This window comes from Shinella sp. WSC3-e, assembly GCF_945994535.1.
Lineage (GTDB): Bacteria > Pseudomonadota > Alphaproteobacteria > Rhizobiales > Rhizobiaceae > Shinella > Shinella yambaruensis.
The window spans coordinates 65,819-91,431 of the sequence record NZ_OZ000538.1; the positions used below are offsets into that span (position 1 = coordinate 65,819).

Here is a 25,613-nt window from a genome sequence, read left to right on the forward strand (position 1 = left end):
AAGAGCATCATGAGCAGATCGAATTTCAACGAAGATTTTAAGCGTGACGCTGTGCGTCAGATCACGGAGCGAGGCTAGGCCCTCACGGAAATTTATGGTGAGGCGGCACATTTACTATTGCCGCAACCGGTAATGCCCATAAACTTTGACACAATAACAACCTATTGTCGATCCTGCCTAACGGGCTTAAAGAAATGCTGTCGGCAGACCGTCGCCCATGTGTTCGCTGTGAAAACCGGAGAAAGATATGACGACCTTTTCTTACAAGGGCTACCTTTCGACCCATAACTCGAATGGCAAGGCCACGAAGCTGAAATCGACAAAGCTTGAGGTGGTGGCCACCAGCAAGGAGGCGGTTTTCAGCTATAAGCGCGCCGATGGAAAAGAAGGCATCACAATCACCAGCCCCGCTATCGAGCTACGCATAGACGGCAAGGTTTATGCTCCCAAAAAGCTTGATGCCGACATCACGCAAATCGCGTGGCGGGATGGTAGCGGCACAAAAGGTGTTGCGAATATCCTTGTTGTCGATCTTGGCGATCAGCAGTTCACCATGCAGATATCGGGAAACACCATTCCGACCTTCACCACCGCCGGAAAGTACAATTCCTTCGTAAATTCCATTACCAGTGAGAAACCGCTGACGTTTGGATTTTTCGGCCCCGGCGAAAAAATCCCCCTCGATCGGATTATGAAGCCATCCGTCACGGAAAACGACCGCATTCTAGGCACGAACGGCAAGAACACCTACGATGGCGGCGCGGGGAACGACCAGATTTCCGGTCAGGGCGGCAACGATATTCTTAAAGGTGGTGCTGGAAACGACAAGCTCTACGGCGGCGCGGGCCGTGACGAACTCCATGGCGGAGCGGGCAAGGACGTCTTCATGTTCAAATCGATCAAGGACTCCACGGTCGCATCGTCGGGGCGTGATACGATCAAGGATTTTTCCAGCAAGCAGGGCGACAAGATCGATCTGAAACCCATTGATGCCGACACAACGACCAAAGGCAACCAGACCTTCGAGTTTATCGGAACGAAGGCTTTTTCAGGTGATGCGGGGGAGCTGCGCTACATCAAGAAAGGTGGTGATACCTTCGTGTTCGCCGACGTAAACGGCGACAAGAAGGCGGATTTCTCGATCCTTATCGACGCAAGTCTCACGCTGAAAACCACAGACTTCATTCTATAGCGCTCGCGGTCGAATGCTGCTGTCATTGCTATGCAAAGCTTCCGCTAACATAAGGTGGGCGGAGTCTTTTTTTCATTTCTTCTAGCACTACTTTGGCAGAAGTGTGATTTTTGGGATTCCCTCGGCGTCGAATGCGTGATTCATGGGGAGCCAGCTTTGATGGAGGCTGGCGGTGGATGGGGATTGGCAGAACGATCTGGAGCGTTGGCTCGCGCCGTATCTGAGGGGTCTCGGTAACAAGACACGGCGCCGAATGTGTCCGGCCTATATTGCCGGCTTGATTGGCCCCGGTGACCGCAAGAGCATCCAGCCCATGGCGGCGCGCATCGAGGAGGTCAGCTACGACCGGCTGCACCATTTCATTGGCGCCGGCGTCTGGGACAGCGCGCCGCTGGAAACGACGCTGTGGCAGCAGGCCGATGATCTGGTCGGCGGTGAGAAGGCCTGGCTGATCATCGACGACACCGCGTTGCCAAAGAAGGGCAATGCCTCGGTCGGCGTCGCCCCTCAGTACGCCTCGGCCCTGGGCAAGAATGCAAACTGCCAGACGCTCGTATCGGTGACGTTGGCATCGAGGGAAGTGCCTCTCATGCTGAGCCTGCGGTTGTTCCTGCCGGAAAGCTGGACGGGCGACACTGCTCGCATGATCAAGGCCGGAGTGCCCGAGGAAATGCGGCAGCCCAGGACGAAGCCGGAGATAGCCATCGAGGAGATCGATCGGGTCATTGCCGCAGGTGTGCGCTTCGGCTGCGTGCTTGCGGATGCCGGATATGGTCTCTCGGCGCCATTCCGGCAGGCATTGACCGCACGCGGGCTTTGCTGGGCCGTCGGCGTTCCAAAGCATCAGAAGGTGTATCCCGCCGATGTGCAATTGATCTTCCCGGAGGCGGCCTGCGGGCGACCGCGCTTGCGTCACGTGCCCGACGTCAAATCGCTTCCAGCCCAGGCGGTGCTCGAAGGTGCGAAATGGCGCCAGGTCAGCTGGCGCCGGGGAACGAAAGGGCGTCTGGTCGCGCGCTTCGCCGCCGTGCGCGTCCGCATCGCCGATGGTGCGCCACAACGCATCGGCTCCTCAGGAGCGCAACACATGCCTGGTGAAGAAGCCTGGCTGGTGGGCGAGCATCGTTCGAACGGCGAGCGTAAATACTATCTCTCAAACTTGCCCGCAGACACGTCAATCAAGGACTTGGCCGGTGCGATCAAGGCACGCTGGATCTGCGAGCAGGCGCATCAGCAGCTAAAGGAAGAGCTCGGCCTCGATCACTTCGAAGGCCGTTCCTGGACCGGTCTCCATCGCCATGCACTGATGACAATGATGGCCTACGCCTTCCTGCAGACCCGCCGTCTCGCTCAAGCAGGACGGAAAAAAAAGACCCCTCGGGCCACCGCCTCAGCCCAGCCTGCCGGCAGTTCGCCAGGCTATCATTGACCGCCTCTCGCGCCCACCACCAACCTGCTGCCCTCACTGTGGCGGCAGTCTCTCCGGAGGAGAAATCACACTTCTGCCAAAGTAGTGCTAGCGCTCGTGGACAAAGGCGGCTGCTGGCCTATATCGCAGTCTCCAAATACGGCGACGGCCTTCCGCTTTACCGGTAGGAAGCGATTTATCGTAAGCCCACGGTGAATGCCGCCTTGTGAGGTGGTGCTGAACATCGGAAGTCCTAGTGCAAACACTAGGTTCAGGACCTATTAATTTGGAATGATCTGTGATTCACGGTGTCTGGGAGGATGCCGTGATGGGTGATTTGTTTCTTCTGAGCGAACGCCAGATGGCTCGGATCGAGGCGTATTTTCCACTGTCGCATGGGGTGCCGCGCGTTGATGACCGGCGCGTGGTGAGCGGGATCGTCTACGTGATCCGCAACGGCCTACAGTGGAAGGACGCGCCCAAGGACTACGGTCCGCACAAGACGCTCTACAACCGCTTCATCCGCTGGAGCCGGCTCGGCGCATTCGATCGGATCTTCGAAGGCCTCTCCGGCGAAGGACCCAAACCGGAGCGCATCATGATCGATGCCACGCATCTGAAGGCGCATCGCACCGCAGCGAGTCTGCTCAAAAAGGGGCTGTTCCCTGTCGTATCGGGCGAACCAAAGGCGGGCTGAACTCCAAGCTCCACACCGTCTGCGATGGTGAGCGCCTCCATTGCATAAGTGCGAACCATATCGCGCAATGCGTCAGCATCCCAATGGCTGCGCCCCAGCAGCGATTGCATTCGATAAGGGCGCGCCCGTCCTGCCTGTTCAGCCAGCGGCTTACGCTTATCCAGAAGTCGGAACGAGGACTGCACAGACAATCTGCAAGCCTCTTTCGACAATGTGCTCTCGTTCATGCCTCGTTGATCAACCGATGGCTTTGTACATCTTTGGCAGCTTGATTGCTCTCAAGCAGTATACGCCGATAGTCCGCTCGGAAATGCAGAATTCCCGTGTAGCCCATTGTTTGCACAAAGCGAACGACAGTGCTTTGGGAGGTCATGGATTTCCGTCCGAGCGTCGCCGCGCTGTCGAACGCCATCGCCCAGGGATCCGAAAACAACAGATCTGCCAAGCGAACGAAAGGCGCCGGCATCTGCTTGTGCTGTGTGGCGAGACGCGACAGCAGTTCGGACAGATTTCGGGGTCGGCTTGATGCGTATATCGATTTGTCCATCATTGTCGAACGAGCGTGAAAGCTTGTCGAAACCTTTCGGCGGCGAGCTCGTTGTCTTGCGACGGCCAGGCTTCCAGGCCAATGGTGCCGCGATATCCCATATCGAACAGCGCGCGGGCGATTGCCGGATAGTTGATCTCACCCGTTCCAGGTTCCTTCCGGCCCGGTACGTCCGCCACCTGTATCTCACCCATATAGGGCAGAGCCTGACGGCAAAGCTCGATCAGATTTCCCTCCCCGATCTGTGCATGATAGAGGTCGAGGTTGAGTTTCATTGCCGGGTGATCGACTGCCGAAACAAGCGCCAGGGTATCTTCGGCACGGGCGAAGGGCGTTCCGGGGTGGTCGACCTGCTCGTTCAGGTTCTCGAGTATGAAGACGACACCATTGCGGTCCCCAAGGTCGGCAAGGCGGCATAGCGTATCATAGGCCTTGATCCACATCGGTCCCGTTGCTGGCCCCGGATGGGCGACGACCGGCAAACCCTTGCCGTCGAGACCCGTCCCATGAAGGTTGAGCCGCGGGCAGCCCAGCTTCTTCGCCACCGAAATTGATTCCCGCGCAGTGGCGATCAACTCCTCCGCGCCATGGCTGTCGGCAAGCGTGCCGCGGATGTAGCCGGTCATCGAGGAGAACGTCGCACCCGATCGGGCCAACTGGTCGATGTCATGCCGTGTCCAGTCCCAGATTTCGACCTCGAAGCCCAGGGATGTAAGGCGCTTGAGACGCTCGACGATCGGCAGTGCTGCAAAGACCATTTCCGCGCAGACGGCAAGAGTGAAGGGTGACGAACGACCGGGATGAGAAGATTCCATTTACACTCCGCTTTAAAGGAAAGAACGAAACCGGCGACTATCGCCGTCGTCCGTTCGAAGAAGACAATTTTAGACAGTTCCCTGCAGCTCTTCCGACAGGCGCTGGAGTTCCTTGCCTCCAGCCATAAGTGTCTGCACTTCCTCGATCGAGGTCTCCGCCTTGGCGAAGCTGCCGACGGTGCGCCCGCGGTTCAAAATGGTGAAGCTGTCACCGACGGCGAAGGCGTGTCGCACATTGTGCGTGATGAAGATCACGCCCAAGCCGCTCTGGCGTACCTTGTCGATGTATTTCAGAACCATCGATGTCTGAGCGACACCGAGCGCGGAGGTCGGTTCATCGAGGATGAGCACTCGGGCACCAAAATAGACGGCGCGCGCAATGGCAACACATTGGCGCTCCCCGCCGGAAAGCGTGCCGACATTCTGCCGTGGATCGCGAACCGCGATCCCGATCTTGCGCATCTCCTCGGCAGTCACCGCGTCGGCCGTCCGGCTGTCGAACTGCCGGATCGGCCAGAAACCCTTGCGGATTTCCCGGCCCAGGAAGAAATTGCGCGTGATCGACATCAGCGGGATAAGCGCGAGGTCCTGATAGACGGTCGCGATGCCCGCGTCCAGCGCATCCCTGGCCGAAGAGAAGTTCACCGGTTTCCCGTTGATCGATAGCCCGCCGGCCGTTGGCTGGTAGACACCGGCCAGGGTCTTGATCAGGGTGGATTTGCCCGCGCCATTGTCTCCGAGCAGACACGTTACCTTACCGGAGTAGATGCGCAGCGAAACCCCGTTTAGGGCAATTACGGTCCCGAAGTGTTTTACAAGATCGCGCGCTTCCACGACCGGCGTTTCGGACGTCTCGACAACTGCTTCCATCACCGTTCCCCCGTGACCCGCGCGCGGATGAAATTGTTGAAGAAAACGGCCACCAGCAGCATGGCGCCGAGGAAGACCATGAACCAGTCCGTATCGATAGGCGTATATGTGAGGCCGATCGAGACTGTGCCGAAAATCACGGCTCCAAGGAACGCTCCAAAAACCGAACCATAGCCGCCTGAAAGCAGGCAGCCGCCGATTACCGCTGCAATGATCGCCTCGAACTCCTTCTGGAAGCCCCGCATCGCATCCGTCGATCCGGCTTCCATCACCTGGAGTATGGCAACAAGAGCAGCTGCGCATGCCGTAAAGGCGAACAACGTGGTCTTGACCTGGTTCACGGGAACGCCGCAGTTGCTCGCGGCAAGCGCGTTGCCGCCCGAGGCGAAGATCCAGTTGCCGTAAGCGGTGCGGTTGAGTAGGAAGGCGGCGACAGCAACGGCGACCGCGAGCCAGAGGATCGAAACAGGGATTCCGCTGACGGTCGGCTGGCCGGACGGAAATTTCGCGATGAGGCCGTTGTCTGCGAGCCAGATGAAAAAGCCTTGGAATGCATAGCCGTGGAAGAGGCCTTGCAGAACGCCGTCTCCGGCGGCCTCCCTGATATAATGGAGTTGCGTAGCGCCGCCGGTTGCCCATTTCAATCCGACAAGCGACAGGCCGCGAAGCACGAACAGCATGGCGAGCGTCACGATGAACGACGGCAATCGCGTTTTCACAACGATCTGTCCGGACACAACGCCGATGAGGGCGGCACATGCGAAGGTAAGCAAGAGCGAGAGAATAAAGGGCAGCTCAAAGACGGTCAGGCAGACGCCGAAGACCAGCCCGGCGAAAGCGATCATGGACCCCATCGAGAGGTCGAATTCACCTGATATGATGAGAAGAGCGGCAGCCACGGCAAGGATGCCGACCTCGGCTGCCGGCGACATGATGGTAATAACGCCCGCGAGCGAGAACATGGAGCTATGGGCGTTGAAATAGAAATAAGCGACGACCAGCACGAGTCCGGCGACGGCTCCCATTTCAGGGCGGGCAGCCAATGTGCGGACGGTCGATCTTTTGAGCAGCCGCTCGTCGGTCTGTGCGGGTGTGATTTCCGTATGCGCTGTCATGAGGACTCCTTGCCTAGCGATCGAGGCCCGGTCGCCGCTCCGTCACGCGGGGCGGCGGCCGGGAACGACTTTACCGAATGCCTTTGGAGGCGAGCTCGGCGAGGCGACCCACTTTGTCCTTCGTAATCACTTGAGGGCCGGTGATGATCGCAGCAGGCGGCAGCAGATCGAAACGGATGTAGTTGTAAAGAATGGAGACCGGCAAATAACCCTGAAGGAATTGCTGCTGGTCCATGGCGAAAGCAGCCTCCCCATTGCCGACAGAATCGAGGAAGGCCGAGCTGAGCGAGGTGCTTCCGACAAGCGCCTGAGAGCCGACCTCCCGAAGGGCTTTGGTCGCCGGTTCGGCGCAAAGCACGGTGCTCGTGCAGAACACGCCGTCGATTGTTGAGTCCGACTGAACGGCGGCCTTGACGATGGAGGCATTCGCCGATGGATCCGGCTTGCCGGGGATCACTTTGACCTTGCCCTCGTAGGCGTCGCTCAACCCACGGCAACGATCATCCTGCGTGGCATTGCCCACCTCGTGATTGAGGCAGACGACATTCTTCGCGCCCATGTTCTTGAAGGCCTCACCAGCCATGGTGCCGGTCATGTATTCGTCCTGGCCGACATGGACGAGGGTGCCGACATCCTTATAGATTTTCAGCCCGGAATTGTACGAAACGACCGGGATTCCGGAGGCAACGGCACGATGGATCGAGGCACCGAGCGCCGACACATCCGGGATGGTCACGATCAACCCATCCGGCTGCTGGTTGACCGCCGCATCGATGAGCTGGCCCATTTTCACGACATCGAAGGTCTCGTTGGCGCGATATTCCACATCCACGCCGAGATCGGACGCCGCCTGCATCAGGCCGTTTTTCACGACAGAGTGATAGGGATCGTTTGCCGGCCCGTGGCTGACGACGATGAAACGCATCTTGTCCGCCGCCGCAGCGGTAGAGACGGCACCAGCGAGCACGATGGCGCCGATAGCAAAAAACTTCGTAAACTTGCTCATGACTTCCTCCCAAAAGTACGTGAGATCGAAAAATGAGACCGCCTCCTCGCGGCATCGCAATTCTGCCCGCCTCGACGCACGAAGCGTCGAGGCGGAGCGAGATCAGGAAACGAGGTGACGCACTTCGTACCGGATGGCATCCTGCTCCATCAGGGCCGAATAGAAGCCCATCACCGGCTCCACGCCGCCTTGGTCGAGCGGCCGGCCCCAGCTTGCGCCGGCAGGCCCGTTACAGGGCAGCATCGAGACTTCGAGCGGGATTTTTTCAGCCTGCTCTTTCGTGTCGAAATGCCCCGAAATGCGCAGCTCCACTTCCCGCACTGCGTCGGGATCGATACCCCAGTCGAAAAGCGCATTCACGCCGACATAGTCGGTGCGAACGGAGGCTGCATCGATGCCGTGAATGCTCTGCAGGCGCTTCTTGACCACGTCGGCGGCGAGCTGCGCCTTTCTGTAACAACCGGTCCCGCCATACATGATACGGCCGAGGCCGACATAGCCTTCCCGCACGGCGACGGCGATCTTCGCCTTCTCGGGCCGCGGCTTGCCGGTCGTCCCCTCGATGCGGACGCGATCCTTGCCGACCTCGCGGATGTGCGTGGTTGTGAAATCAACGACACCATCGGCATGGAGGTAGTTGGCGGGATCGCCGATCTCATAGACCAGTTGCTCCTTGCAGGTCTGCGCGGTCACGAGACCGCCCGTGCCCTCCACTTTGGTGATCGTCGCGTCACCGGAGGCATCAACCTCGGCGATCGGAAAACCGAGCGCATCGAGATCCGGCACGTCCTTCCGGCCGGGATCGGCGAAATAGCCACCGGACACCTGGCCGGCGCATTCCAGAAGATGGCCAAGCCCGAGGCCCGCGCCGACCTTGTCCCAATCGTCGAAGGACCAGCCGAACTCGTGGATCATCGGGGCAAGATACTGAACAGAATCGCCCGCCCTGGCCGTGATGACGATATCCGCGCCGGCCGCCAACGCATCGACGATCGGCCTGGCCCCGCCATAAGCATGGGCGCCGTAGAATGCGTTGCCGAACGTCGAAACGCCTTTTCCGGTTTCCCGGACACCAAGGTCGGACTGCCGCGCCTCGTCAGAAACGTCGCCACCAATGGCGTAGGCGATCTTGACGTCGGGAAATCCGAGATCCCGGCAAATCCTGGCTGCATGCCTTGCCGCCGCTTCAGGGTCCAGGATGCCGCCATTGAGAATGATGCGCGTCCCATTGCGCCGGCAGCCTGGCAGCACGGCACGCAGCTTCGGCTCCAACAGCACGTCATAGCAATCAAGGCCGCGCTCGCGCCGTAGATAGGCCTCGCTGATCGTCTTTTCCGAGAGGCAGTCGAATATCAGATAGTCGAGGCCGCCCTTCTCGGCGAGAACCTGCGCGGCATCGAGGTGATCGCCCTCATAGGCGGAACCGCCACCAATGCGAATGGTCTTGCTCATAATCCCCTCCCCTAAGCAGCGCGGCTGATGTCGTCGGTCGCAGGTGCGTCCAACAGGATGTCGAGCATGATGGCGCTGACGCCCTTGCCGTGACCGTCCACCATGAGCGAGCGGGTCACGCCGCCGCCGAGCGCGCCATGTAGTAGAAAGTTGACGGCCGCAATACGCGGCAGTTCGAAGCGCTCGACCGGCCCCTTGATATGAGAACCGAAATACGCCGCTACCGCCTCGGCGGTCAGGTTCTCGACCAGCCAATTGTAGTGTGCGGGATCAAAGCATATGACGCCAACGTTCGCGATGTCGTTCTTGTCGCCGGAACGCGCATGGCACAGCTCGCCCAGCCTTACTTTTTTGGACATTCACTCCTCCACATGTCCACCAGCCTTACAATTGCAATTCTATAACAGATAAATTTTAGAATTCAAGTTCTATTTAGAGCCAATCATTGATTCCGGGAACGGCAGCATCCCTTTGCGCGTCGCGTCCGCGAAACTCTGCGATTCCAATGGCCAACCCCATGGCAATGGCGAACGTGGCAGCGGTGGAACGGAAGCCACCCCAATCGTGCTCAGTCGTTTCGATCCATTCCTGAGACAGCGGAACCAGAGGGGAAAATTTCGAATCCGTTATGGAAACGATCGGCAGGCCTCGCCGCGCCAGTTCGGTTGCCACCTCGATGGTGGCCGATGCATAGGGCGTGAAACTGACGGCCAGGAGTCCATCCTCCGGTTGGCACCAACTGGCGCGTTCCATCAGCAGTCCGCCATTGCTTTCGATCAGCGCGGAATGGATGTCGAGCTTACGCAGCACATAGGAGATGTAAAAAGCGATCGGAAACGAGCGCTTCAAACCGATAATGTAGATTTTCCGGCTATTTGCGAGCAACGATATCGCATTCTCCATCCTACCCCTGTCGATGCTCTCTTTCAGCGCGATGAGGGAAGCCATTGAGACATCGATGAAGCGGTCGACCACGCCGGCAGGCTGGTCACCTTCCGACAGCAGGCGCGTTATGCGTGAGGTGTAGTCAGGCCAGCCGGCCAGAAGTGAATCGCGAAACAGGGCCTGAAACGGCGTAAAGCCTGAGAAGCCGAAATGCTGGGCAAAGCGCACGATGGCCGAGGCATGAACGCCGACACCATCGGCGAGATCGCCGATCTTCGACATCGCCACGATCTGCGGGTGGTCGAGACAATATCGGGCGATTTTAGCCAGTTGCTTCGGCAGGCCCTCGATGCTGTGCTCGATCTGATCCCGGAGATCCTGCAGCGTGGCGGGGTGAACTTTCAGATGCGTGGTCATGATATCTCCAACGTAGAACAAAATAGAACAATAATTCTATTTCATTCTATTATCCAGCGAGATCGACCGCTACCCTTTCCGCCGCCGAACAGCTTCGGCAGTCACGATGTCCACGACATGTTTGTGCCCGAAAAGACCAGTTTCTCGATATCATGCCGCATCGTAGGGACGCGCATACGAAAACGGGTGCCCGGAATCCATCCCTAAGTCGGCAGGAACCAGCGACTGCTGGTTCCTGCCGCACAGGGTTCACCTTTGGCCGGCCCGCCAGCCCGGATTGACATTGTTGCGCAGATGCCCGCGCAGGAGATAGTCCATCACCACCTCGGCCGACAGCCGATGAATGTCGTGATAGCCTGCCTCGGAATAAAAGGCTGCGTGCGGCGATATGGCGAGTCTTTCTTCCAGCCAGGGTTCCCTGTTGCGCCACGCGCGCGCAAGCTCCGGCGGATTGACAAGCGGCTCCTCGGGAAAGACGTCCAGGCCGGCCGCGGCGATGCGTCCCGTCTTCATTGCGTCGTGGAGAGCGTCGAGATCGGTAAGGCCGCCCCGCGCGATGTTGATGACGATGGCATCCTGCTTCGCCTTCGCAAAAGCCGCCCGATCCAGAATGTTCCGGGTCGCATGGGATAAGGGCGCATGCAGACTGACAACGTCCGATCGTTCCATCAACTCATCCAGCGAACGCACGCGTTCATAGCCAAGGCCGAGTTCGTGACCATCGGCATGCAACGGATCGAAGTAGATCACCTTCATGTCGAAGACCGCGGCGCGCCGCGATGCGGCCGTGCCGATACGCCCCATGCCGATGGCGCCGAATGTACTGCCGCGCAGACGCCGGACAACCGGCGCACCCTCCGCCACGAAGTGGAGTGAACCCCTCGGACTGGACCAGCGAGGCGCTTCGAACTAAGCCGCCTGCTGGGCGAGTTGGGCTTCAAATTCTGCTGGCGATCTGTAGCCAAGGGCCGAGTGCAGCCGCTTGGCATTGTAGATATCCTCAATGAACCTGGGCAAGCGTTCGGCCACATCCGCGAATGTCTCGTAGCCGGCGATGTAGATGTCCTCGACTTTCAGGGTCTTCATGAAGCTCTCTGCCTGAGCATTGTGATAAGGGTTGCCGACAGCGCTCATGGATCCCTGCAGATCGGCGGCATCGAGCGCTCGTCGATAGGTCTCACTTGCGTATTGGCATCCGCGGTCCGTGTGGTGGATGCAGCCGGGTGGAGGCTTTCTGTTCTCGAGCGCCGAACGCAACGCTGCCAATGCCAGCGGCGTATCCAGGCGTTTTGACAGGCCATAGCCGACGACTTTCCGGCTGCAAGCGTCGAGAATGACGGCGAGATAGCAAAAGCCGACGGCGATGCGGATGTACGTGAAGTCGGCCACCCAGACCATGTCAGGCCGCGCCGGGATCACATTGCGATAGAGGTTCGGGTAGATCAGTGAATCGTGGTTGCTATCCGTCGTGCGAACATACCGCTTGCGAGGCTTGATCCCGAGGCCATTGGCCCGCATGACGCGAGCGACACGCTTGTGGTTGACCAAGTGGCCTCTTCGCTGAAGCTCGTGCGTCACGCGCCGATACCCATAGCAGGGCAATTCATCCTGGATGTCCTCGATGATCGCAACGAGCTCGGCATCGCCGAGATTCAAAGCCCTTGCCGTGGATCGGTAGTAAAACGTGCTTCTCGGGAGGTCGATCACTTTGCACCCCCGTCTGACGGAGCAGGCCGGGGACCGCTGATGATGGAGGACTTCTCGTTGCCTTCGGCGATCGGCTGGCGCGGAGTTTTTTCACCAGGTCCAGCTCCATCGTGAGTTGGCCGACTTTACGTTCGAGCGCCGCAATGTGGGCCTCGTACTCGGCAATGACGCTCGCCTCCGCCTCTTCATCGTTCAGCTCACCACGATCGAACTGCGTTAGCCACAACTGGATGAGGTTGGCCGAAACGCTATAGGTGCGCTGTGCATCGCGCCGTCCGATGACGCCGTTTCGGATATCCTGGCAAAGCTGCAATTTGAACGGTGTCGAATGTCGGCGATATGGACCTCGGGACTTCATGAGCCTTCTCCGATTAAGGCCCGCAGAGTGTATCAGTTTTTCCGTGTCCCGTGGTCCAGTCCGAGGGGTTCACTCCAATAAGGGGTCAACATTCCGCGCCGGTTGACATACAGCGCATGGCGCACCCTGGAGGGAGCGACCCATCTGGGATGCATGGCCCATTCACGGCGTCGTTTCGTCGAGGCCCTCAAGACAAGGAAGAAAGGCGGCGGCCCGCCGGAGCAGGCGCTGAAGTTCTTCGAGCAGCTCTATCGGGTTGAAAGCCAGGCGCGAAAGGAAAAGCCGGACAAGGGCGAAACACAAGCCGATTGCATTCGCCGCTTCCGCCAGAAACATAGCGTGCCCATCCTCAATGCTCTCAAGGCATGGCTCGATGACATCGCGCCGAAGGTCGTGCCGGATACCAACCTTGGCGATGCCGTGTCCTATACCCTGAACCAGTGGCAGTATCTGACACGCTACACCGAAGACGGCAGGATGCCGATCGACAACAATCTCCTCGAGCGCGACATCAGAATCTTCGCAACCGGCAGAAAATCCTGGTTGTTCAGCGACACCGTGGACGGAGCCCGGGCCAGTGCCATCGTCTACAGCCTGATGCTGACCTGCCGCGCCTGCGGCATCGAACCCTTGGCATATTTGCGCCACGTCCTCACGGAGCTACCACAGCGCAGGGATGCAGCCGACATCAGCGACCTGCTGCCCTTCAACTTCGCCAAGACCGCCGCTGCCTGATCCGATGCAGCCGTCTGACAGCGCGCCCCGTCAAATCGCCCGCGTCAACGCGCATGGAAATGAGCGCTTACGATGAAAGCACCGCCAGGCCACCCTCATTCGAGCCTTGCCGGTTGAGGCGTCCGTGCGCCTTTCGATCTGGCGGGCGCTGTCGGGGACACGCACCTCTCTTCTATAGGGAAAGGAAAGTCTGTCGCCCGCGAATCTGGAATATCTTCCATTTCTGTTCGACCTGCCTCAATTCGGCGCACCAATCCTCCGTGGCGAAAATGCCATTTAAAGGGGCCGGGCCGTCGTAGATCGACCCGTCGTCGAAGCGGATGACCAGCAGGTATCCTTCGAGAATAAACCGGTCTTCCCCAACGCAGCTGCCCACCAGGTTCGTCAGGATATGCTTGGTGTAGAACGTCGTCGAGCGCTGGGCGAGTTCGCGAAGCATGGTGTCGCGCGTCAGGACCTTGCCCATGCGCAGCCACGTTCCCTGCGGATGCATCAAATCCACCATCGCGTCGTAGCGGCGATGGTCGAGGCCACGCAGGAAATGCGTCACCACCTGGACGCAATCCAGATGCACGGACACGAACTCAGCGTCGCATGGGCGACTATCCTCGCTCATCGCCGCACGCTGACCCAGCCGTCCTGGTGTTCCGCCTTCAAAACCGCGTCAACCGCTTGCTGATTTCGCAGCGAGCTCTCGAGCGAGAACGCCTCGCCGCCCGCCGACGCGGCGCGGACGAAGGCTTCGACCTCTAGGCGATATTGATTCACCTCTCCGAAGGAGAATATCTCGCCCGACCTATGGTCCTGATCGGAAATCCGGACGACGGCGTGAGCGTATTGCCGGGCATTGAAAGGCGCCTCCAATTCCACGCACCCCTTCTCGAAATGGAAGAGCATGTACTGCCGGAGAGCCATCTGCGTGGAGACGTAGAAAGACAGATCGAAGGCGCCGAAGTCCATGGCAACGGATGCATGGACGTCTGTCCCAAATACAGCATCTCGTCGGATCGTTGCGCGCACCCGCTTCGGCTCCGTATTGGTCGCAAAGCGCGTCGCCAGGATCGGGTATACGCCGATATCTGCCATTCCACCGCCACCCAAGACTTGGATGTTCCGCACGTTGCCGGGGTCGACGTTGTGGTACGTGAACGCTCCCTGCACTTGCCTCAGCGCGCCAAGCCGGTCGCTCACCACTATTTCCCGAAGCTTTTGCCATTGTGGATGGTAGACGATCATGAAGGCTTCGCTGACGAGCAGGGATCGGCCCTGGCAAAGCACCAGGAGGGACTCGACCTCTGCGGCATCGTTGGCAAGTGGCTTTTCCACCAGCACGTGTTTTCCGGCCTCGACGGCGCGTTTTGTCCAGTCCACATGCATGGAGGTGGGAAGCGGTATGTAGACACCATCGACGTCGGGCGAGGCGAGGAGCTCCTCGTAAGAGCCAAAGGCATTAGATGCGTTAAAGCGACGAGCGAGCGTCTGCGCTTTCGCCAGATTACGACTGGCGATGGCACTCACGACGCCATTTTCCGACTCGGCTATCGCGGGCAGGATCTGCTGTCGAGCGATCGTCGCCGTTGACAGTACTCCCCATCTAAACATCGACGGTCTCCTTTATCTCATTGAAATAAGCCGTCGTCCGCTTGGGCGGGGCAGCGGCGATCATCCAAGCCCATCCCGAAGGACTGAACGGCAAATCTGCAATTAGATGGACACCCGGTACTTCTCCAGGACGTCCATGTTCAGTTCAAAGCCGAGCCCAGGACGATCTGAGGGGGATACCGTTCCATCGGAATTAAGACGCAACGTATTGGTAAGGTCCTGACCCCAAAGCGGATTAATGTGCTGGTCGAAAAACTCGATGCTGAGCACATTCGGAAATGCCGCGCCTATATGGACGTTGATTTCTTGGTTTCCGTGAAGCGATACGGCGACATCGTGGGCCTCAGCCAGCGCCATCACCTTCTTCAATTGGGTAATGCCACCGCCGATCATCGGATCAGGCATGATGATGGCGGGCTTGCCAAGGGTTATGAGGTCGCGAAATCCGAAGCACGTGTATTCATTCTCGCCGGTCGCGACGGGAATCCTAGTGCGCTCGCCGATGATGGCGTGCCCCGCATAATCGTCTGGAGCGACCGGCTCCTCGAGCCAGTAAGGCTTGAGGTGCTCCACTTCATGCGCAAAGCGGATGGCCTCAAACGACTTGCCGGTCCAGGAGTTGCTGGCATCCAGCTTCAGCTCAAAGTCGTCGCCGACTACGTCCCTCACCGCCTTGACGCGCGCCACATCTTCAGACAGGGGCAGTCCTCCGACGCGCATCTTGAAGCTGCGAAATCCGTCGGCGGCCACCTTCTCAGCCTCGGCCTGAAGGCCGCGCACTCCCTTGTTTTTTGCGTAGTAACCGCCCGTCGAATAGGTTGGAATCTTCTCCTTGTATCCCCCCAGCAGCCGGTACACTGGCTGCTCGAGTACCTTGCCGGCAAGGTCCCATACGGCGATGTCGATGATAGACATAATCAGGGTCTCAAGCCCCCGCCGACCGTACCAACGCGGCACCCAGAGCTCGTGCCACAAGCGTTCTGTGTTGAGCGGGTTATGACCAGCCAGTTTCTCCTTGAAGCGGAAGCGTTCGGAAATGTCCCTCGCCGGCAATCCGCCGAGGCCAACGCCGATTCCGACCAACCCCGCGTCCGTGTGGACTTTCGCGACTGTCAACCCGATATGGGACAAAAGATTGCGCTCGCCGCCGAAGAAGTGCGGCGCCCCGCTCCAGACCGGCTCGTCGCGCGGCCAGCGATATGATTCCCAGGTCAGGTCAGTGATCTTAACGTCTTTCATGGTATTTCCCGCTCGATCGGATTGCTATGATATTGGGCGCCTATTGAACCAGAGCCTGCCGCACATAGTCGATGCTGCGCGCGATCGTCGCGCGCGGGTCGGGATCATTGCGAAGGGCAGGCGAGAAAGGCTCGAAGGAAATATAACCATCATAGCCCCGATCAATGAAGTGACGCGTCTGCTCGATCGTGCCCAGCACATCCCCTTCACCGACAAAAATGCGGTCGTCATCGCTCATCTCGGCGGGAGGGATGGTGCGCTCCACGCCGGAAATGTGGATAAGGCCAGTAATCTCCGGATAAGACTCCGGCTCGCCCGCGACGTAATGATGGAAAGTATCCTGGACAAGCCGAAACTCGCTTCCGCCGAGGGCTTTGATCGCGTCTGCGGCAATGCGCTTGGAGCTTAGGGAGCACCGCTCGAAGCCGAGTGGCTCGACAAGACCTATCATGGCGTGCCGACTCAGGATCGGCTGGAGTCCCTTAAACGCCGCATCGAGCTCAGCCCGCACCGTCTCCTCCGGAGGCTTCCGGTCGGTGAAGTAGGGCACAAGGATCACGCCCATTGCCCCGAGCTCCGCGGCGGCGCCGATCACCTCGGCGGCGCGCGTCGCGCGTTCGTCATTCCAGGCGTTGAAGTCCATAAGTGCATTGATGGTGAGGACCTTGACGCCGGCCTCGTCGGCATCGGCGCGCGCCTTGGCGACGGAATAGCCGTTTCCGAGAGCTTGGTCCTTGAGATCGTTACGGATCTCCACTGCATCGACCCCGACATCCTTCGCCACCTGCAGGAATTCCTTCCACGGCAACTGGGGCGCCGACATGTGGTTCAGGGCGAATTTCAACGTGTTCTGTGTCATTGTCATCTCGCTGCGTTATCTCTCGATCGTCGTTTACTTCTTGGCAGCCGCGCGCTTTGGTCGCGAGCTTTCGCATTTCCGTGTCCATCAGATTGAGATCGGTTCCGGTGAGGAAAAGGTTGACTCCCCGCGCCGCCTGCCGGCCGACCTCCTCTGGGTCCGGTGTGACCCACAACATGGTCTTTCCGGCCTTTTTTACCGCCTGGTAAACCGTCTCGCGTGCCTCGTGCACCCGGCTGGACCCATCGTTGGTCTCGCCTGCGGACAGGGAGTAATCCTGATGCCCGAAACCCACCACATCCACGCCCTCGACAGCGAGAATGGAATCGATGTTGGCGACGCCTTCGGGCGATTCGATCAGCAGCCAGACCATGGTCTCTTGATTGCTCTCGTCGGCATAGCGTCGGACGTCGAGTGCGACCTCGGGGGTGGGAAACAGAGCCGTGGCGCTGCGGTCGGTGGTCGAGATGCCGCGCTGTCCGGCCGGCGGGAACTTGGTCGCGGCGACGACTTTCCTCGCCTGCTCCGCCGTGTCGACCTGCGGGACCAGAAGAATCTTCACGCCGAGCTTGAGCGCCTTGATGATCTGATTCAGCGGCGGAGACCCGTCGATGCACTGCTCGGTCCGGAATAGCGGCGTCAGGCCGGCCAGTTCGGCCGCGCGCACCATGTTCTCCACCGATTCCCAGTTGCGTGCGACGTGCTCGAACTCGATATGGGCGAAGTCGAAACCTGCCTGGCCGGCGAGTTCGACCAGGCGCGGATCCCTAATCCAGGTCTCCATGCCGAGAACCAGTTCTCCGTTCTGGAGCTTCTCTTTGACCCTGTTCCTGCGAATATACATTGTGCCTCCTATTGGCCGCTCACGCGGACTGAACAGATTGGATAAGCCCGCGGATGTAACCGAGTGCGAAGGCCCGTGATCGATGGCCCCACGGGGTATCGCCAATTACTTCCGGAACGTGATCGGGTGTGAAATACCCCTCGAAGCCGACCTTCTTGTATTCGAGCATGGCGCGATACATGTCGACCTTGCCCACGTCGGGGAACTGCTCGACGAAATTGCCGCGCGTGCCTTCCACATTGCGGAAGTGCACGTAGCCGATCTTGCCCATCTCGCCAAAACGGCGAATCGCGGCGATCACGTCTTCACCCTCCAGCATCTGGGCGAAGCAGCCCTGACAGAAGCAGGCCACGTTGCTCGGGCTGTCCACGATGTCGAAGGTCCGGAAGAAGGATTCCGCCGACCGGTGGATCTGGGCTATTCCGCCGAGCACGGGCACCTGCGGGTCGGCCGGATGGAGCATCATCTTGACGCCCGCCTTTTCCGCCGCCGGCATGATCCCTTTCAGAAAGTAAGCGAAATTCTCCCAGACTTGATCTTCCGAGAGCGGCCCGATGCCGACGTCGCGGCCATTGTCCACCATCGTCTCGTCAAAGACCGGCGCCTCCGCTCCGCCCCTGACGGGCTGATTGCCGGTCCGCCAGGCCTTCGCGGTCGCACCAATATTGGGGCCGAAGGCGTAAGTGATCGACAGAATTCCCGCCTCACCGAGGTTGCGGATCGACCTGCACCAGCTTTCGATCTGTTCGTCGCGGCCGTCGACGCCTCCGACGATCTTGTTGTAGCGGAATAGCGGCGTGACCGAGATGTTGAAGAGTTCCAGTCCGTGCCGCTCGGCCTGCTGCCGAAGCTCGACAAGGTCCTCCACCTCCCAGTGCTGGCCTGAGCGCAAGCGCTCGGCCGCGGTGCTCCTGGGCATATTCGCCGGTTCGACGGTAGGGCCCAGAACGTCGCCGACATTGACCATAACGCCATCTGCGCCCATCTGCCTGAGAAACTGAAGGTTCTCGTCAGTGAAGCTTTGCGGGTTATCGAGGCTCAGCCTGTCTCCCAATTTCATCCGGTCATCTCCTGTCTGATTGTCTTGTTCGTCTTGATCGATGTCATGGCTTCAGGATCGTCGTGCCGGTTGTCTTGCCGCCCTCGAGCATCGCCTGCGCCTCTCCGGCGCTTACCAGAGGGAAGCTGCGAGGCGGAGCAAGCCCGACTGCGCCGCTCGCTATCATCTCGAAAACGGCCTTGGCCGCCTCGATCAGTTCCTCACGGCTCGACGTGTAGGTCGCGATCGCCGGGCGCGTGACATACAAGGAGCCCTTCTGCGCGAGGAGCCCGAGATTGAACGCCTCGACCGCGCCGGAGGCATTGCCGAAGCTCACCATCAGCCCGCGTGGTCGCAGGCAGTCGAGCGACCGCAGGAAGGTGGAGTTGCCGATGCCGTCGTAGACGACCGGGACGCCCTTGCCACCCGAGAGCGCCTTCACTTTGGACGCAAGGTCCGGATCGGTGTGCAGCAGCACCTCGTCGCATCCGCACTGACGGGCGAATTCGACCTTGTCCTCGGACCCAACCGTCCCGATCACGCGGGCGCCGAGACGCTTGGCCCACTGACACGCGATCGACCCGACGCCGCCGGCGGCGGCATGGAACAGGATCGTCTCGCCCTTCTCCACGCGATAGGTGCGGCGCAGCAGATATTCGGCCGTGATGCCTTTGAGCATGACCGAGGCGGCGATGTCGTCGCCGATCGAGTCCGGCACTGGGACGAGCACGGAAGCAGGAACGTTGCGGTGCTGGGAATAGGCGCCCAGGCTGCCGCAATAGGCCACCCTTTGCCCGACCTCCAAGCCCTGGACGCCGGAGCCCACGGCCTCGACGACGCCAGCCGCCTCCTGGCCGGGCGTCACCGGCAATCCGCCCGGCGCGGAGTAGAGCCCAGTGCGGAAGTAGATATCGATGAAGTTCAGTCCGATGGCGGTGTGACGCACGCGGACTTCGTTCTCGCCGGGCGGCGGGAGACGCACGCTTTCGAGCTCGAGGACCTCCGGGCCGCCGTGGCCGCGGACGATGATGCGGGAGGTTTCAATTGACAAGGGTTGTTCTTCCTTCAAGTGGTTGATCAGGGAAAGCTTATGAAGCCTGGCGCGTGAGCCTGCGCACGACGAGGAGGACGAGGAGCACGATCAGGCTTTGGATGATCGACAGCGCCGCCGTTATCTGCGTCCCCGATACCTCCCAGCTGCCGACGATCGCCGGGCCGATGACCTTGTTATTGGCCGAGACGAGCAGCACCGACGCCGCGACCTCGCGGACGGAGACGATAAACAGCAGCATCCACGCCGAGAGCAAGCCCGGCTTGAGCAGGGGCATAGTCACCGTCACCATCGTCTTCACCCAGCTCGCGCCGCAGACCCTGGCGCTTTCCTCCAGGCTGCGGTCGAGCTGCAGCAGCACGGCCGATATCGCCCTGACGCCGAGCGGCAGGGAAACGGTGATGTAGGCGATCAACAGGAGCCAGAGCGTTCCGTAAACGCCGATCGGGATCACGATCCACGCCCAGAGCAGCCCCAGCGCGAATACGATGCGCGGGATGCCGTTGGGCACCATCACGACATATTCCAGCAGTTCGCGACCTGGTACCTTGGTGCGATAGATCACCCAGCTCAGGATGGTCATGAAGAAGACGCCAATCGTCGCCGTGCCGAAGGCGAGGATGACGCTGTTCTCGATCGCGGTTCTGGTGGCCGCGTTGGCGAACACGACCCGGTAATTGTTCAGCGTGAAGACGGCGTCGGCCAGGATGGTCGTCGTGAAGCGAAGGAACGACGCGTAGACGAGAGCGGCGACCGGCAGGAACAGGGAAAGGAACACGTAGAGGACACCAAAGCCGAGCAGGAGCCAGCGGATGGCCCCGAACTGGATCGTCCTCGAGCGGAACGCCTTTCCGGTGACGGTCACGAAGCTGCCCCCGCGGATCGACCAGGCATAGACCCACACGGCCACGCTGGTGAAGAAGCTGAGCGCGATGCCGAGCGAGGCGGCCGCCGGATAGTCGGCCGGGTAGCCGGCGAGCAACTGGTACATGCGCGTCGTGACGACATAGAAGTTGATCGGCGCGCCGAGGATCAGCGCTGCGGAGAAGGAGCTCAGCATCTCGGCGAACACCAGCGCGGTCGCGCCGACCAAAGCGGGGCGGAGCAGCGGGAAGGTGATGTTCCGCAGCGTCTGGAACTTGCCCGCGCCGAGAACCTGCGAGCTCTCCTCGAGCGACGGGTCCATCGACTTCATCGCGCCGGTGATGATGGCATAGGCGACCGCGCCTTCGTATAGGGCGTTGACCCAGACGATGCCGCTCACCGAGTTCATGTTGACGAGTGGACCTTCCAGGCCTGTCAGCCCCCGCCAGAAGATATTGATGAGACCAGATGTCGGCGTGCCGAGAATGTTCCACGCGAGCGCACCTACGAGCGGCGTCAGGTAGAACGGCATCAGGACAAGCTGGTCGAGCACGCTGGCCATGGGAACGTTCGTGCGGTGAATGATCCAGGCCAGCATACCGCCGGCGGCAACGGCGACGAGCGTGCTGGGAACGGCCACGAGAAACGTGTTGCCCAGCCATCCGAGATTGCGCCAGATATCGCCGTAATTTTCGAAGCCGTAATCGGTGATGACCCGCGACCCGGGATCCCCGACGTTCAGGGAAACCTGGACGACGAAGAAGACCGGATAAAGAACAAGCAGGACTGCGATGAGCGCGGTCGAGCCCATTATCAGATTCTGCATCGACAATCGAGGCATGGCTATTCCGTGATAAAACAATTGAGCAACGGCCCAGCGACAGAATTGTCGCTGGGATATTTGTCAGATGAGGCAAAGCTGCGTCGTCAGGCGCCGCCCATGGCCTTCCACTTTTCCCGCCAGGCCGCCTGTCCGTTGACATATTGCTCGGCGTCCGACGGAACGAGTAGCTTGAGCTCGCTCAGCGGCGGAAGCAGCCTCGGCGGCGCGAGATCAGGATGCGGCGAATGGTTCCCGATCTGCTCCACGAAGATCGTCTGGCCTTCCTTGCTGCAGAAGAAGTCCATGAAGAGCCGTGCAGAGTGCGGATGCGGCGCGCCCTTCACGATACCGCCCTGGCCGAAGAAGGAAGGCACCCCCTCCTCGGGATAGATGTATTCGAGCGGCGCGCCGTTCTGCTTGAAGGTGCTCCAGGCGTTCGGCGAGGCGTTGGCGTTTATCAGGTCCTCGCCGTTGATGATGCGCTCGTACTGCTGCTGCTGTCCCGGCAGGACGATCGGCTTCTGCGCGGCGAACTTGTCCCAGTACTCGGCGCCGTAGATCTCGTACAGGGCCTGGTAGATCGCGTACTGGGCGCCCGAGTTCGAATCCTTAACGTTCATCTTTCCGCCGCCCCATTTGGGGTCGAGCAGGTCGGACCATTTCTTGGGCGCGTCCTCGGGCTTCGTGATGTTGGGGTTGTACGACATCCCGGCATATTGCAGCGCAAATCCGGTCCATGCGCCATCCGGATCCTTGTACCGGGAGTCGTAGGATTCCGCCTCGGGCGACTTGTAAGGATCGAAGAAGCCGCGCTTGGTGAAGTCGATGGCATAGGCCAGTTCCGACTGGTGGAACACGTCGGCCAGATACGCGCCCTGGGTGGTCTCCTCCAGGAGCTTGGGGTAGAGACGCCCGTTCTGGAGCCTCAGATAGCTGCTGACGTCAATCCAGGGATACTTCTGTCGAAAGGCCCCCAGGATGGCAACGACACCCTCCTCAGGCGCAATGGAGGTGTACCACACCAACTTGCCCTCTTTCTTGGATCCTTCGATGTCGGCTTGGCTTGCATGCGCCATTCCCCGCAGGATGGGCGCTGTGGTGAGGACAACACCAGCCGCCGTTACGCTTTTCAGGAGCCGTCTCCGGCTCAAGATCAACTCGCCTATGTTATTGGACATTGCTCTTCCTCCCTTAAAAAACTTCAAGCTGACATCAGTCCACCAGCACACAGTGCTTTGGATCGACCCGCATCCAGATTTCCTCGTACTGCTCGAACACATCTATAGGGGGCTTCATCACGACCATCGTGCCACCCAGCCATTCGACGTGATACTGAACGGCATCCCCTAGAAAGGTCTTGAACGCGATCTTCCCCGGCCAGACGTTAACCTCCTCCTCATCAGTCGGCTTCTCGCGATAGAGCTCGGGATAAATCGTGCGTATCGACATTGCCGGATTTGCCGACTGATTGACCCTCGCGGACACACCTTCGATCAGCTCGCCGCTGGTGGTCTGGAAGTGCGTGCGTCCTTCTGAGGAGGAGTTGCCCGCAAGCAACGTGCCTTCGATGAGATTGGACGCCCCAATGAAATCAGCGACGAACCGAGTTTTGGGCCGATCGTAGATTTCCAGCGGCGTCCCGATCTGCTCGATGCGGCCGCCATTCATGACGATGATCCGGTCCGACGTCGCGAACGCCTCCTCCTGGTCGTGCGTCACGTGGATTGACGTCACACCAACCTGCCGCTGCAACTGGTTGAGCTCGATTCGCATTTGCCCGCGCAGCTTGGCGTCGAGATTGGAAAGCGGCTCATCGAGAAGAAGGGCACGTGGCTTGAAGACGAGGCTTCTGGCAAGAGCGACGCGCTGCTGCTGCCCGCCGGACAGCTGTGATGCCGGCCGGCTCGCATAGTCCTGCAGCCGGACAAGCTCCAGGATCTCGTTTACCCGCTGACTGATTTCCTCGCGCGGCACCTTCCGGACCCGCAGGCCATACCCAACATTCTGCGCCACGGTCATGTGCGGCCAGATTGCATATGACTGGAACATCATGGAAAGATTGCGCTTTTCGGGTGGGAGGTTGACGCGCGACCGGGACGAGAAGACGGGCTCCCCATCGATAAGGATTTCGCCCGAAGTCGGCTGCTCCAGGCCGGCGATGGCGCGCAGCGTGGTCGTCTTGCCGCAGCCCGACGGGCCAAGCAGCGTCAGATGCTCGCCGCGCTGGATGGAAAACGAAACACTATGGACAGCAACATACGCGCCATAGGAAATAACGAGGTCTCTTACTTCGATAAATCCAGTTGTGGTCGTCGGCATCGATGCATTGACTGAGGCCATACGTTGCTTCTCCCCGGCTTCAATAACAGACAACATAAAACAACGCCTCTATTGGGATTAGAAAGACAACTGCCTCCGCCGCATGCCTTCACGCGGCAGACCATTAAAGCTCAAAGAGCAGCGGCCCCATCAAGACTAGTTGCTATCCAATGCTGCGTGGGTACTCCCCTCTCCTCAAGGGGCTTCGCTGAATCGGCTGCCTATCTCCTCAACGGCGCCGGCTATTAGCGAGAGCCGTACCTTGCAATAAACGAACATTGCCGTCAACAGGCATTTTTTGGGTTTGAGTTTGGGTGACGACTCGCAATAATGAAACGGGGCCACCCGCTTAAGCGCATGGTATGGCACAGGAAACTCATCGGTGTTGATACATTGAGCAAAATCGATCTACACGTTGCCGCGTTCAAAGCGATCGCGGAAGCAATCAGAGTGGCCATCAAGTCAGGGAGCCTTCCGGTCGGCCTGGTTCTTCTGGAAGGCCCCCTAGCCCAAGTCTTCAACACAAGCCGTTCGCCGGTTCGACAAGCCCTGTCCGTGTTGCAAGAGGAGGGTATTGTCCATTCATTTGACGGGAGAGGATTAGTAGCCGGTCCCCCGGGTTGCGTTATTCGGAGGGAGCCAATTAGGGCAGAAATGTTTGCTTTCTCGCCCCAAGCCGCAATTCGAGCCCCGCTTTGGCGTCGTGTATTCAACACTGTTGAACGCGACCTTATGTACGCCTCGATATTCGAGCCCGGCAGCAGCATCAACGAAAGCGAAATGGCATCATTTTATTCCATTGGCCGTTCCACAGTCGGGCATGTCCTCAATCGTGCAGAAGTCAACGGCATGGTCGCACGCGACACGATGGGCCGCTGGTCCGTTGTTGGTCTAGATGAGAAGCGCCTTGAACGACTATACCAACTGCGAATTATGCTTGAACCTGAAGCAATAGAAAATGTTGCATGTGCTGCAACCAGGTCCGAATTCACCGAGATGATGGACCGTTTAAAATTTGCCGCAGAGAGATATCCAGACATAACGGCACAACAGCTTAATCAACTTGAGCTTGATTTGCATCTCGATTGCATTGATATTCTAAAAAATGCCGAAGTCGTCCGTGCATTGCTGCACACGGGCTGCACGATGATTGTTAGGAAGTACACTTGGATCGATGCATTATCGCTATCTCACGATAAATTATTTATGACGGAGCATATGACTGTGTTCCAAGCGCTGTTGCGCGGCAACGGCGAGCAAGCCAAACGGGCGATGACCGATCATCTAAGTGCAGATTTGGAACGCCTTAAAGCCCATTTGTCAGATATTCGCACGGTGAAGAAAAAGGTTTCGTTGTCATATCTACAACGCAGAGCGTGAATAGCGCCAGGGCTGTCACTTGTGAAAAATCAGGCGGCCTCGTCATTCAACAGCGGAACGTCGCCTCCTATCGGACGCGGCGGGAAGCGTCGTGCCCAGATTGGGCTCAACAAGGGCGACGCGCCTCACGCGCTGAAGCGCTCCATCGCTTCCATCGCCAGGTCGAAACCCGCGACCGCGAGGTACGTGGGCGCGTCGGGAAGCCCATAATCGGTGGCTAAGCGTTCGGGCGTGATGCACACAGACCTGCGCGAATGGCCAGTTTTCGCGCGAGCATAGACTTAGGTCGCCGCAATGCCTGCTGTTGGTTTTCGCTTTCAGTTGGACGGTTCTATTAACGTAATTTCCGAGGTTTGAACTGGCACTTTGTGCCACGGGGCAGGCTCGGA

The 25,613-nt window shown here is 59.4% G+C and carries 24 protein-coding genes and 3 pseudogenes; 5 read left to right on the top strand and 22 right to left on the bottom strand.

What is annotated here, in order from left to right; all coding sequences use genetic code 11:
- The first annotated feature begins 247 nt into the window (after positions 1-247).
- The 3 genes and pseudogenes from AABF56_RS36495 to AABF56_RS36505 form a co-directional block, all read left to right on the top strand.
- A complete protein-coding gene (locus AABF56_RS36495; protein ID WP_272809605.1) occupies positions 248-1,192 on the top strand; it encodes a M10 family metallopeptidase C-terminal domain-containing protein in 945 nt (314 codons plus the stop codon).
- 172 nt (positions 1,193-1,364) lie between these two features.
- Positions 1,365-2,621, top strand: a complete 1,257-nt coding sequence (locus tag AABF56_RS36500) for an IS701 family transposase (protein WP_445190526.1) — start codon at positions 1,365-1,367, stop codon at positions 2,619-2,621.
- A gap of 307 nt (positions 2,622-2,928) precedes the next feature.
- A pseudogene (locus tag AABF56_RS36505) lies at positions 2,929-3,323 on the top strand (IS5 family transposase); the annotation flags it as partial.
- Here the strand turns inward: AABF56_RS36505 and AABF56_RS37895 are convergent.
- From AABF56_RS37895 to AABF56_RS36560, 12 genes and pseudogenes are all read right to left on the bottom strand, one after another.
- Positions 3,309-3,440 (bottom strand): annotated as a pseudogene (locus AABF56_RS37895) (IS701 family transposase); the annotation flags it as partial. The pseudogenes AABF56_RS36505 and AABF56_RS37895 sit on opposite strands and share 15 nt — an antisense overlap.
- A gap of 80 nt (positions 3,441-3,520) precedes the next feature.
- A complete protein-coding gene (locus tag AABF56_RS36510; RefSeq protein WP_272809693.1) occupies positions 3,521-3,847 on the bottom strand; it encodes a hypothetical protein in 327 nt (108 codons plus the stop codon).
- Positions 3,844-4,659 carry a TIM barrel protein gene (locus AABF56_RS36515; protein ID WP_272809604.1) on the bottom strand — a complete coding sequence of 272 codons (816 nt, stop codon included), beginning with the start codon at positions 4,657-4,659 and terminating at the stop codon, positions 3,844-3,846. Before AABF56_RS36515 ends, AABF56_RS36510 begins: the two co-directional genes overlap by 4 nt.
- A gap of 69 nt (positions 4,660-4,728) precedes the next feature.
- Positions 4,729-5,529, bottom strand: a complete 801-nt coding sequence (locus tag AABF56_RS36520) for an ATP-binding cassette domain-containing protein (protein WP_272809603.1) — start codon at positions 5,527-5,529, stop codon at positions 4,729-4,731.
- The gene (locus AABF56_RS36525) at positions 5,529-6,644 is read right to left on the bottom strand and encodes an ABC transporter permease (RefSeq protein WP_272809602.1); all 1,116 of its coding nucleotides are present in this window, start codon (positions 6,642-6,644) and stop codon (positions 5,529-5,531) included. Before AABF56_RS36525 ends, AABF56_RS36520 begins: the two co-directional genes overlap by 1 nt.
- Before the next feature lie 70 nt (positions 6,645-6,714).
- Positions 6,715-7,650 carry a sugar ABC transporter substrate-binding protein gene (locus tag AABF56_RS36530; RefSeq protein ID WP_272809601.1) on the bottom strand — a complete coding sequence of 312 codons (936 nt, stop codon included), beginning with the start codon at positions 7,648-7,650 and terminating at the stop codon, positions 6,715-6,717.
- Between the two features lie 102 nt (positions 7,651-7,752).
- Entirely contained in the window at positions 7,753-9,102 is a 1,350-nt protein-coding gene (locus AABF56_RS36535; protein ID WP_272809600.1) for an acyclic terpene utilization AtuA family protein, read from the bottom strand.
- Between the two features lie 11 nt (positions 9,103-9,113).
- Positions 9,114-9,461, bottom strand: coding sequence for an AtuA-related protein (locus tag AABF56_RS36540; protein ID WP_272809599.1), 348 nt, complete (start codon positions 9,459-9,461; stop codon positions 9,114-9,116).
- A gap of 73 nt (positions 9,462-9,534) precedes the next feature.
- The gene (locus tag AABF56_RS36545; RefSeq protein WP_272809598.1) at positions 9,535-10,404 is read right to left on the bottom strand and encodes a MurR/RpiR family transcriptional regulator; all 870 of its coding nucleotides are present in this window, start codon (positions 10,402-10,404) and stop codon (positions 9,535-9,537) included.
- A 249-nt stretch (positions 10,405-10,653) separates the two neighbouring features.
- Positions 10,654-11,268 carry an NAD(P)-dependent oxidoreductase gene (locus tag AABF56_RS36550; protein ID WP_272809597.1) on the bottom strand — a complete coding sequence of 205 codons (615 nt, stop codon included), beginning with the start codon at positions 11,266-11,268 and terminating at the stop codon, positions 10,654-10,656.
- Positions 11,269-11,313: 45 nt separating this feature from the next.
- Positions 11,314-12,111, bottom strand: a complete 798-nt coding sequence (locus AABF56_RS36555) for an IS3 family transposase (protein ID WP_272809596.1) — start codon at positions 12,109-12,111, stop codon at positions 11,314-11,316.
- Complete coding sequence (locus AABF56_RS36560; protein ID WP_272809595.1) at positions 12,008-12,469, bottom strand: transposase; 462 nt, start codon at positions 12,467-12,469, stop codon at positions 12,008-12,010. Before AABF56_RS36560 ends, AABF56_RS36555 begins: the two co-directional genes overlap by 104 nt.
- Before the next feature lie 108 nt (positions 12,470-12,577).
- Here AABF56_RS36560 and tnpC point away from each other — a divergent pair.
- A pseudogene (gene tnpC, locus AABF56_RS36565) lies at positions 12,578-13,204 on the top strand (IS66 family transposase); the annotation flags it as partial.
- Between the two features lie 172 nt (positions 13,205-13,376).
- Here the strand turns inward: tnpC and AABF56_RS36570 are convergent.
- From AABF56_RS36570 to AABF56_RS36615, 10 genes are all read right to left on the bottom strand, one after another.
- Positions 13,377-13,784, bottom strand: coding sequence for a nuclear transport factor 2 family protein (locus AABF56_RS36570; RefSeq protein WP_272809594.1), 408 nt, complete (start codon positions 13,782-13,784; stop codon positions 13,377-13,379).
- Positions 13,785-13,816: 32 nt separating this feature from the next.
- Entirely contained in the window at positions 13,817-14,806 is a 990-nt protein-coding gene (locus AABF56_RS36575) for a Gfo/Idh/MocA family protein (protein ID WP_272809593.1), read from the bottom strand.
- A gap of 102 nt (positions 14,807-14,908) precedes the next feature.
- Positions 14,909-16,045 (bottom strand): mandelate racemase/muconate lactonizing enzyme family protein, encoded by a 1,137-nt coding sequence (locus tag AABF56_RS36580; protein WP_272809592.1) that lies wholly within the window; start codon positions 16,043-16,045, stop codon positions 14,909-14,911.
- Between the two features lie 40 nt (positions 16,046-16,085).
- Positions 16,086-16,829, bottom strand: a complete 744-nt coding sequence (locus tag AABF56_RS36585) for a TIM barrel protein (RefSeq protein ID WP_272809591.1) — start codon at positions 16,827-16,829, stop codon at positions 16,086-16,088.
- On the bottom strand, positions 16,789-17,748 hold the full coding sequence (locus AABF56_RS36590; RefSeq protein WP_272809590.1) for an HpcH/HpaI aldolase family protein: 960 nt from the start codon (positions 17,746-17,748) through the stop codon (positions 16,789-16,791). The genes AABF56_RS36585 and AABF56_RS36590 overlap by 41 nt, the downstream gene beginning before the upstream one ends.
- Before the next feature lie 19 nt (positions 17,749-17,767).
- Complete coding sequence (locus AABF56_RS36595; protein ID WP_272809589.1) at positions 17,768-18,808, bottom strand: mannonate dehydratase; 1,041 nt, start codon at positions 18,806-18,808, stop codon at positions 17,768-17,770.
- Between the two features lie 43 nt (positions 18,809-18,851).
- Positions 18,852-19,832: a quinone oxidoreductase family protein gene (locus AABF56_RS36600; protein WP_443021361.1), complete on the bottom strand. Its 981-nt coding sequence runs from the start codon at positions 19,830-19,832 to the stop codon at positions 18,852-18,854.
- Between the two features lie 43 nt (positions 19,833-19,875).
- Positions 19,876-21,528 (bottom strand): ABC transporter permease, encoded by a 1,653-nt coding sequence (locus tag AABF56_RS36605; RefSeq protein ID WP_272809587.1) that lies wholly within the window; start codon positions 21,526-21,528, stop codon positions 19,876-19,878.
- A gap of 101 nt (positions 21,529-21,629) precedes the next feature.
- Positions 21,630-22,703 carry an ABC transporter substrate-binding protein gene (locus AABF56_RS36610; protein WP_272809586.1) on the bottom strand — a complete coding sequence of 358 codons (1,074 nt, stop codon included), beginning with the start codon at positions 22,701-22,703 and terminating at the stop codon, positions 21,630-21,632.
- A gap of 34 nt (positions 22,704-22,737) precedes the next feature.
- The gene (locus AABF56_RS36615) at positions 22,738-23,865 is read right to left on the bottom strand and encodes an ABC transporter ATP-binding protein (RefSeq protein WP_272809585.1); all 1,128 of its coding nucleotides are present in this window, start codon (positions 23,863-23,865) and stop codon (positions 22,738-22,740) included.
- 372 nt (positions 23,866-24,237) lie between these two features.
- Between AABF56_RS36615 and AABF56_RS36620 the strand changes: the two genes are divergently transcribed.
- Entirely contained in the window at positions 24,238-25,224 is a 987-nt protein-coding gene (locus AABF56_RS36620) for a GntR family transcriptional regulator (protein WP_272809584.1), read from the top strand.
- The last annotated feature ends 389 nt before the right edge of the window (positions 25,225-25,613 follow it).

Coding starts and splice junctions, on each gene's coding strand:
- AABF56_RS36495 (WP_272809605.1), top strand. CDS start 248: ATGACGACCTTTTCTTACAAGGGCTACCTTTCGACCCATAACTCGAAT.
- AABF56_RS36510 (WP_272809693.1), bottom strand. CDS start 3,847: ATGATGGACAAATCGATATACGCATCAAGCCGACCCCGAAATCTGTCC.
- AABF56_RS36515 (WP_272809604.1), bottom strand. CDS start 4,659: ATGGAATCTTCTCATCCCGGTCGTTCGTCACCCTTCACTCTTGCCGTC.
- AABF56_RS36520 (WP_272809603.1), bottom strand. CDS start 5,529: ATGGAAGCAGTTGTCGAGACGTCCGAAACGCCGGTCGTGGAAGCGCGC.
- AABF56_RS36525 (WP_272809602.1), bottom strand. CDS start 6,644: ATGACAGCGCATACGGAAATCACACCCGCACAGACCGACGAGCGGCTG.
- AABF56_RS36530 (WP_272809601.1), bottom strand. CDS start 7,650: ATGAGCAAGTTTACGAAGTTTTTTGCTATCGGCGCCATCGTGCTCGCT.
- AABF56_RS36535 (WP_272809600.1), bottom strand. CDS start 9,102: ATGAGCAAGACCATTCGCATTGGTGGCGGTTCCGCCTATGAGGGCGAT.
- AABF56_RS36540 (WP_272809599.1), bottom strand. CDS start 9,461: ATGTCCAAAAAAGTAAGGCTGGGCGAGCTGTGCCATGCGCGTTCCGGC.
- AABF56_RS36545 (WP_272809598.1), bottom strand. CDS start 10,404: ATGACCACGCATCTGAAAGTTCACCCCGCCACGCTGCAGGATCTCCGG.
- AABF56_RS36560 (WP_272809595.1), bottom strand. CDS start 12,469: ATGAAGTCCCGAGGTCCATATCGCCGACATTCGACACCGTTCAAATTG.
- AABF56_RS36575 (WP_272809593.1), bottom strand. CDS start 14,806: ATGTTTAGATGGGGAGTACTGTCAACGGCGACGATCGCTCGACAGCAG.
- AABF56_RS36580 (WP_272809592.1), bottom strand. CDS start 16,045: ATGAAAGACGTTAAGATCACTGACCTGACCTGGGAATCATATCGCTGG.
- AABF56_RS36590 (WP_272809590.1), bottom strand. CDS start 17,748: ATGTATATTCGCAGGAACAGGGTCAAAGAGAAGCTCCAGAACGGAGAA.
- AABF56_RS36595 (WP_272809589.1), bottom strand. CDS start 18,808: ATGAAATTGGGAGACAGGCTGAGCCTCGATAACCCGCAAAGCTTCACT.
- AABF56_RS36605 (WP_272809587.1), bottom strand. CDS start 21,528: ATGCAGAATCTGATAATGGGCTCGACCGCGCTCATCGCAGTCCTGCTT.
- AABF56_RS36610 (WP_272809586.1), bottom strand. CDS start 22,703: ATGTCCAATAACATAGGCGAGTTGATCTTGAGCCGGAGACGGCTCCTG.
- AABF56_RS36615 (WP_272809585.1), bottom strand. CDS start 23,865: ATGGCCTCAGTCAATGCATCGATGCCGACGACCACAACTGGATTTATC.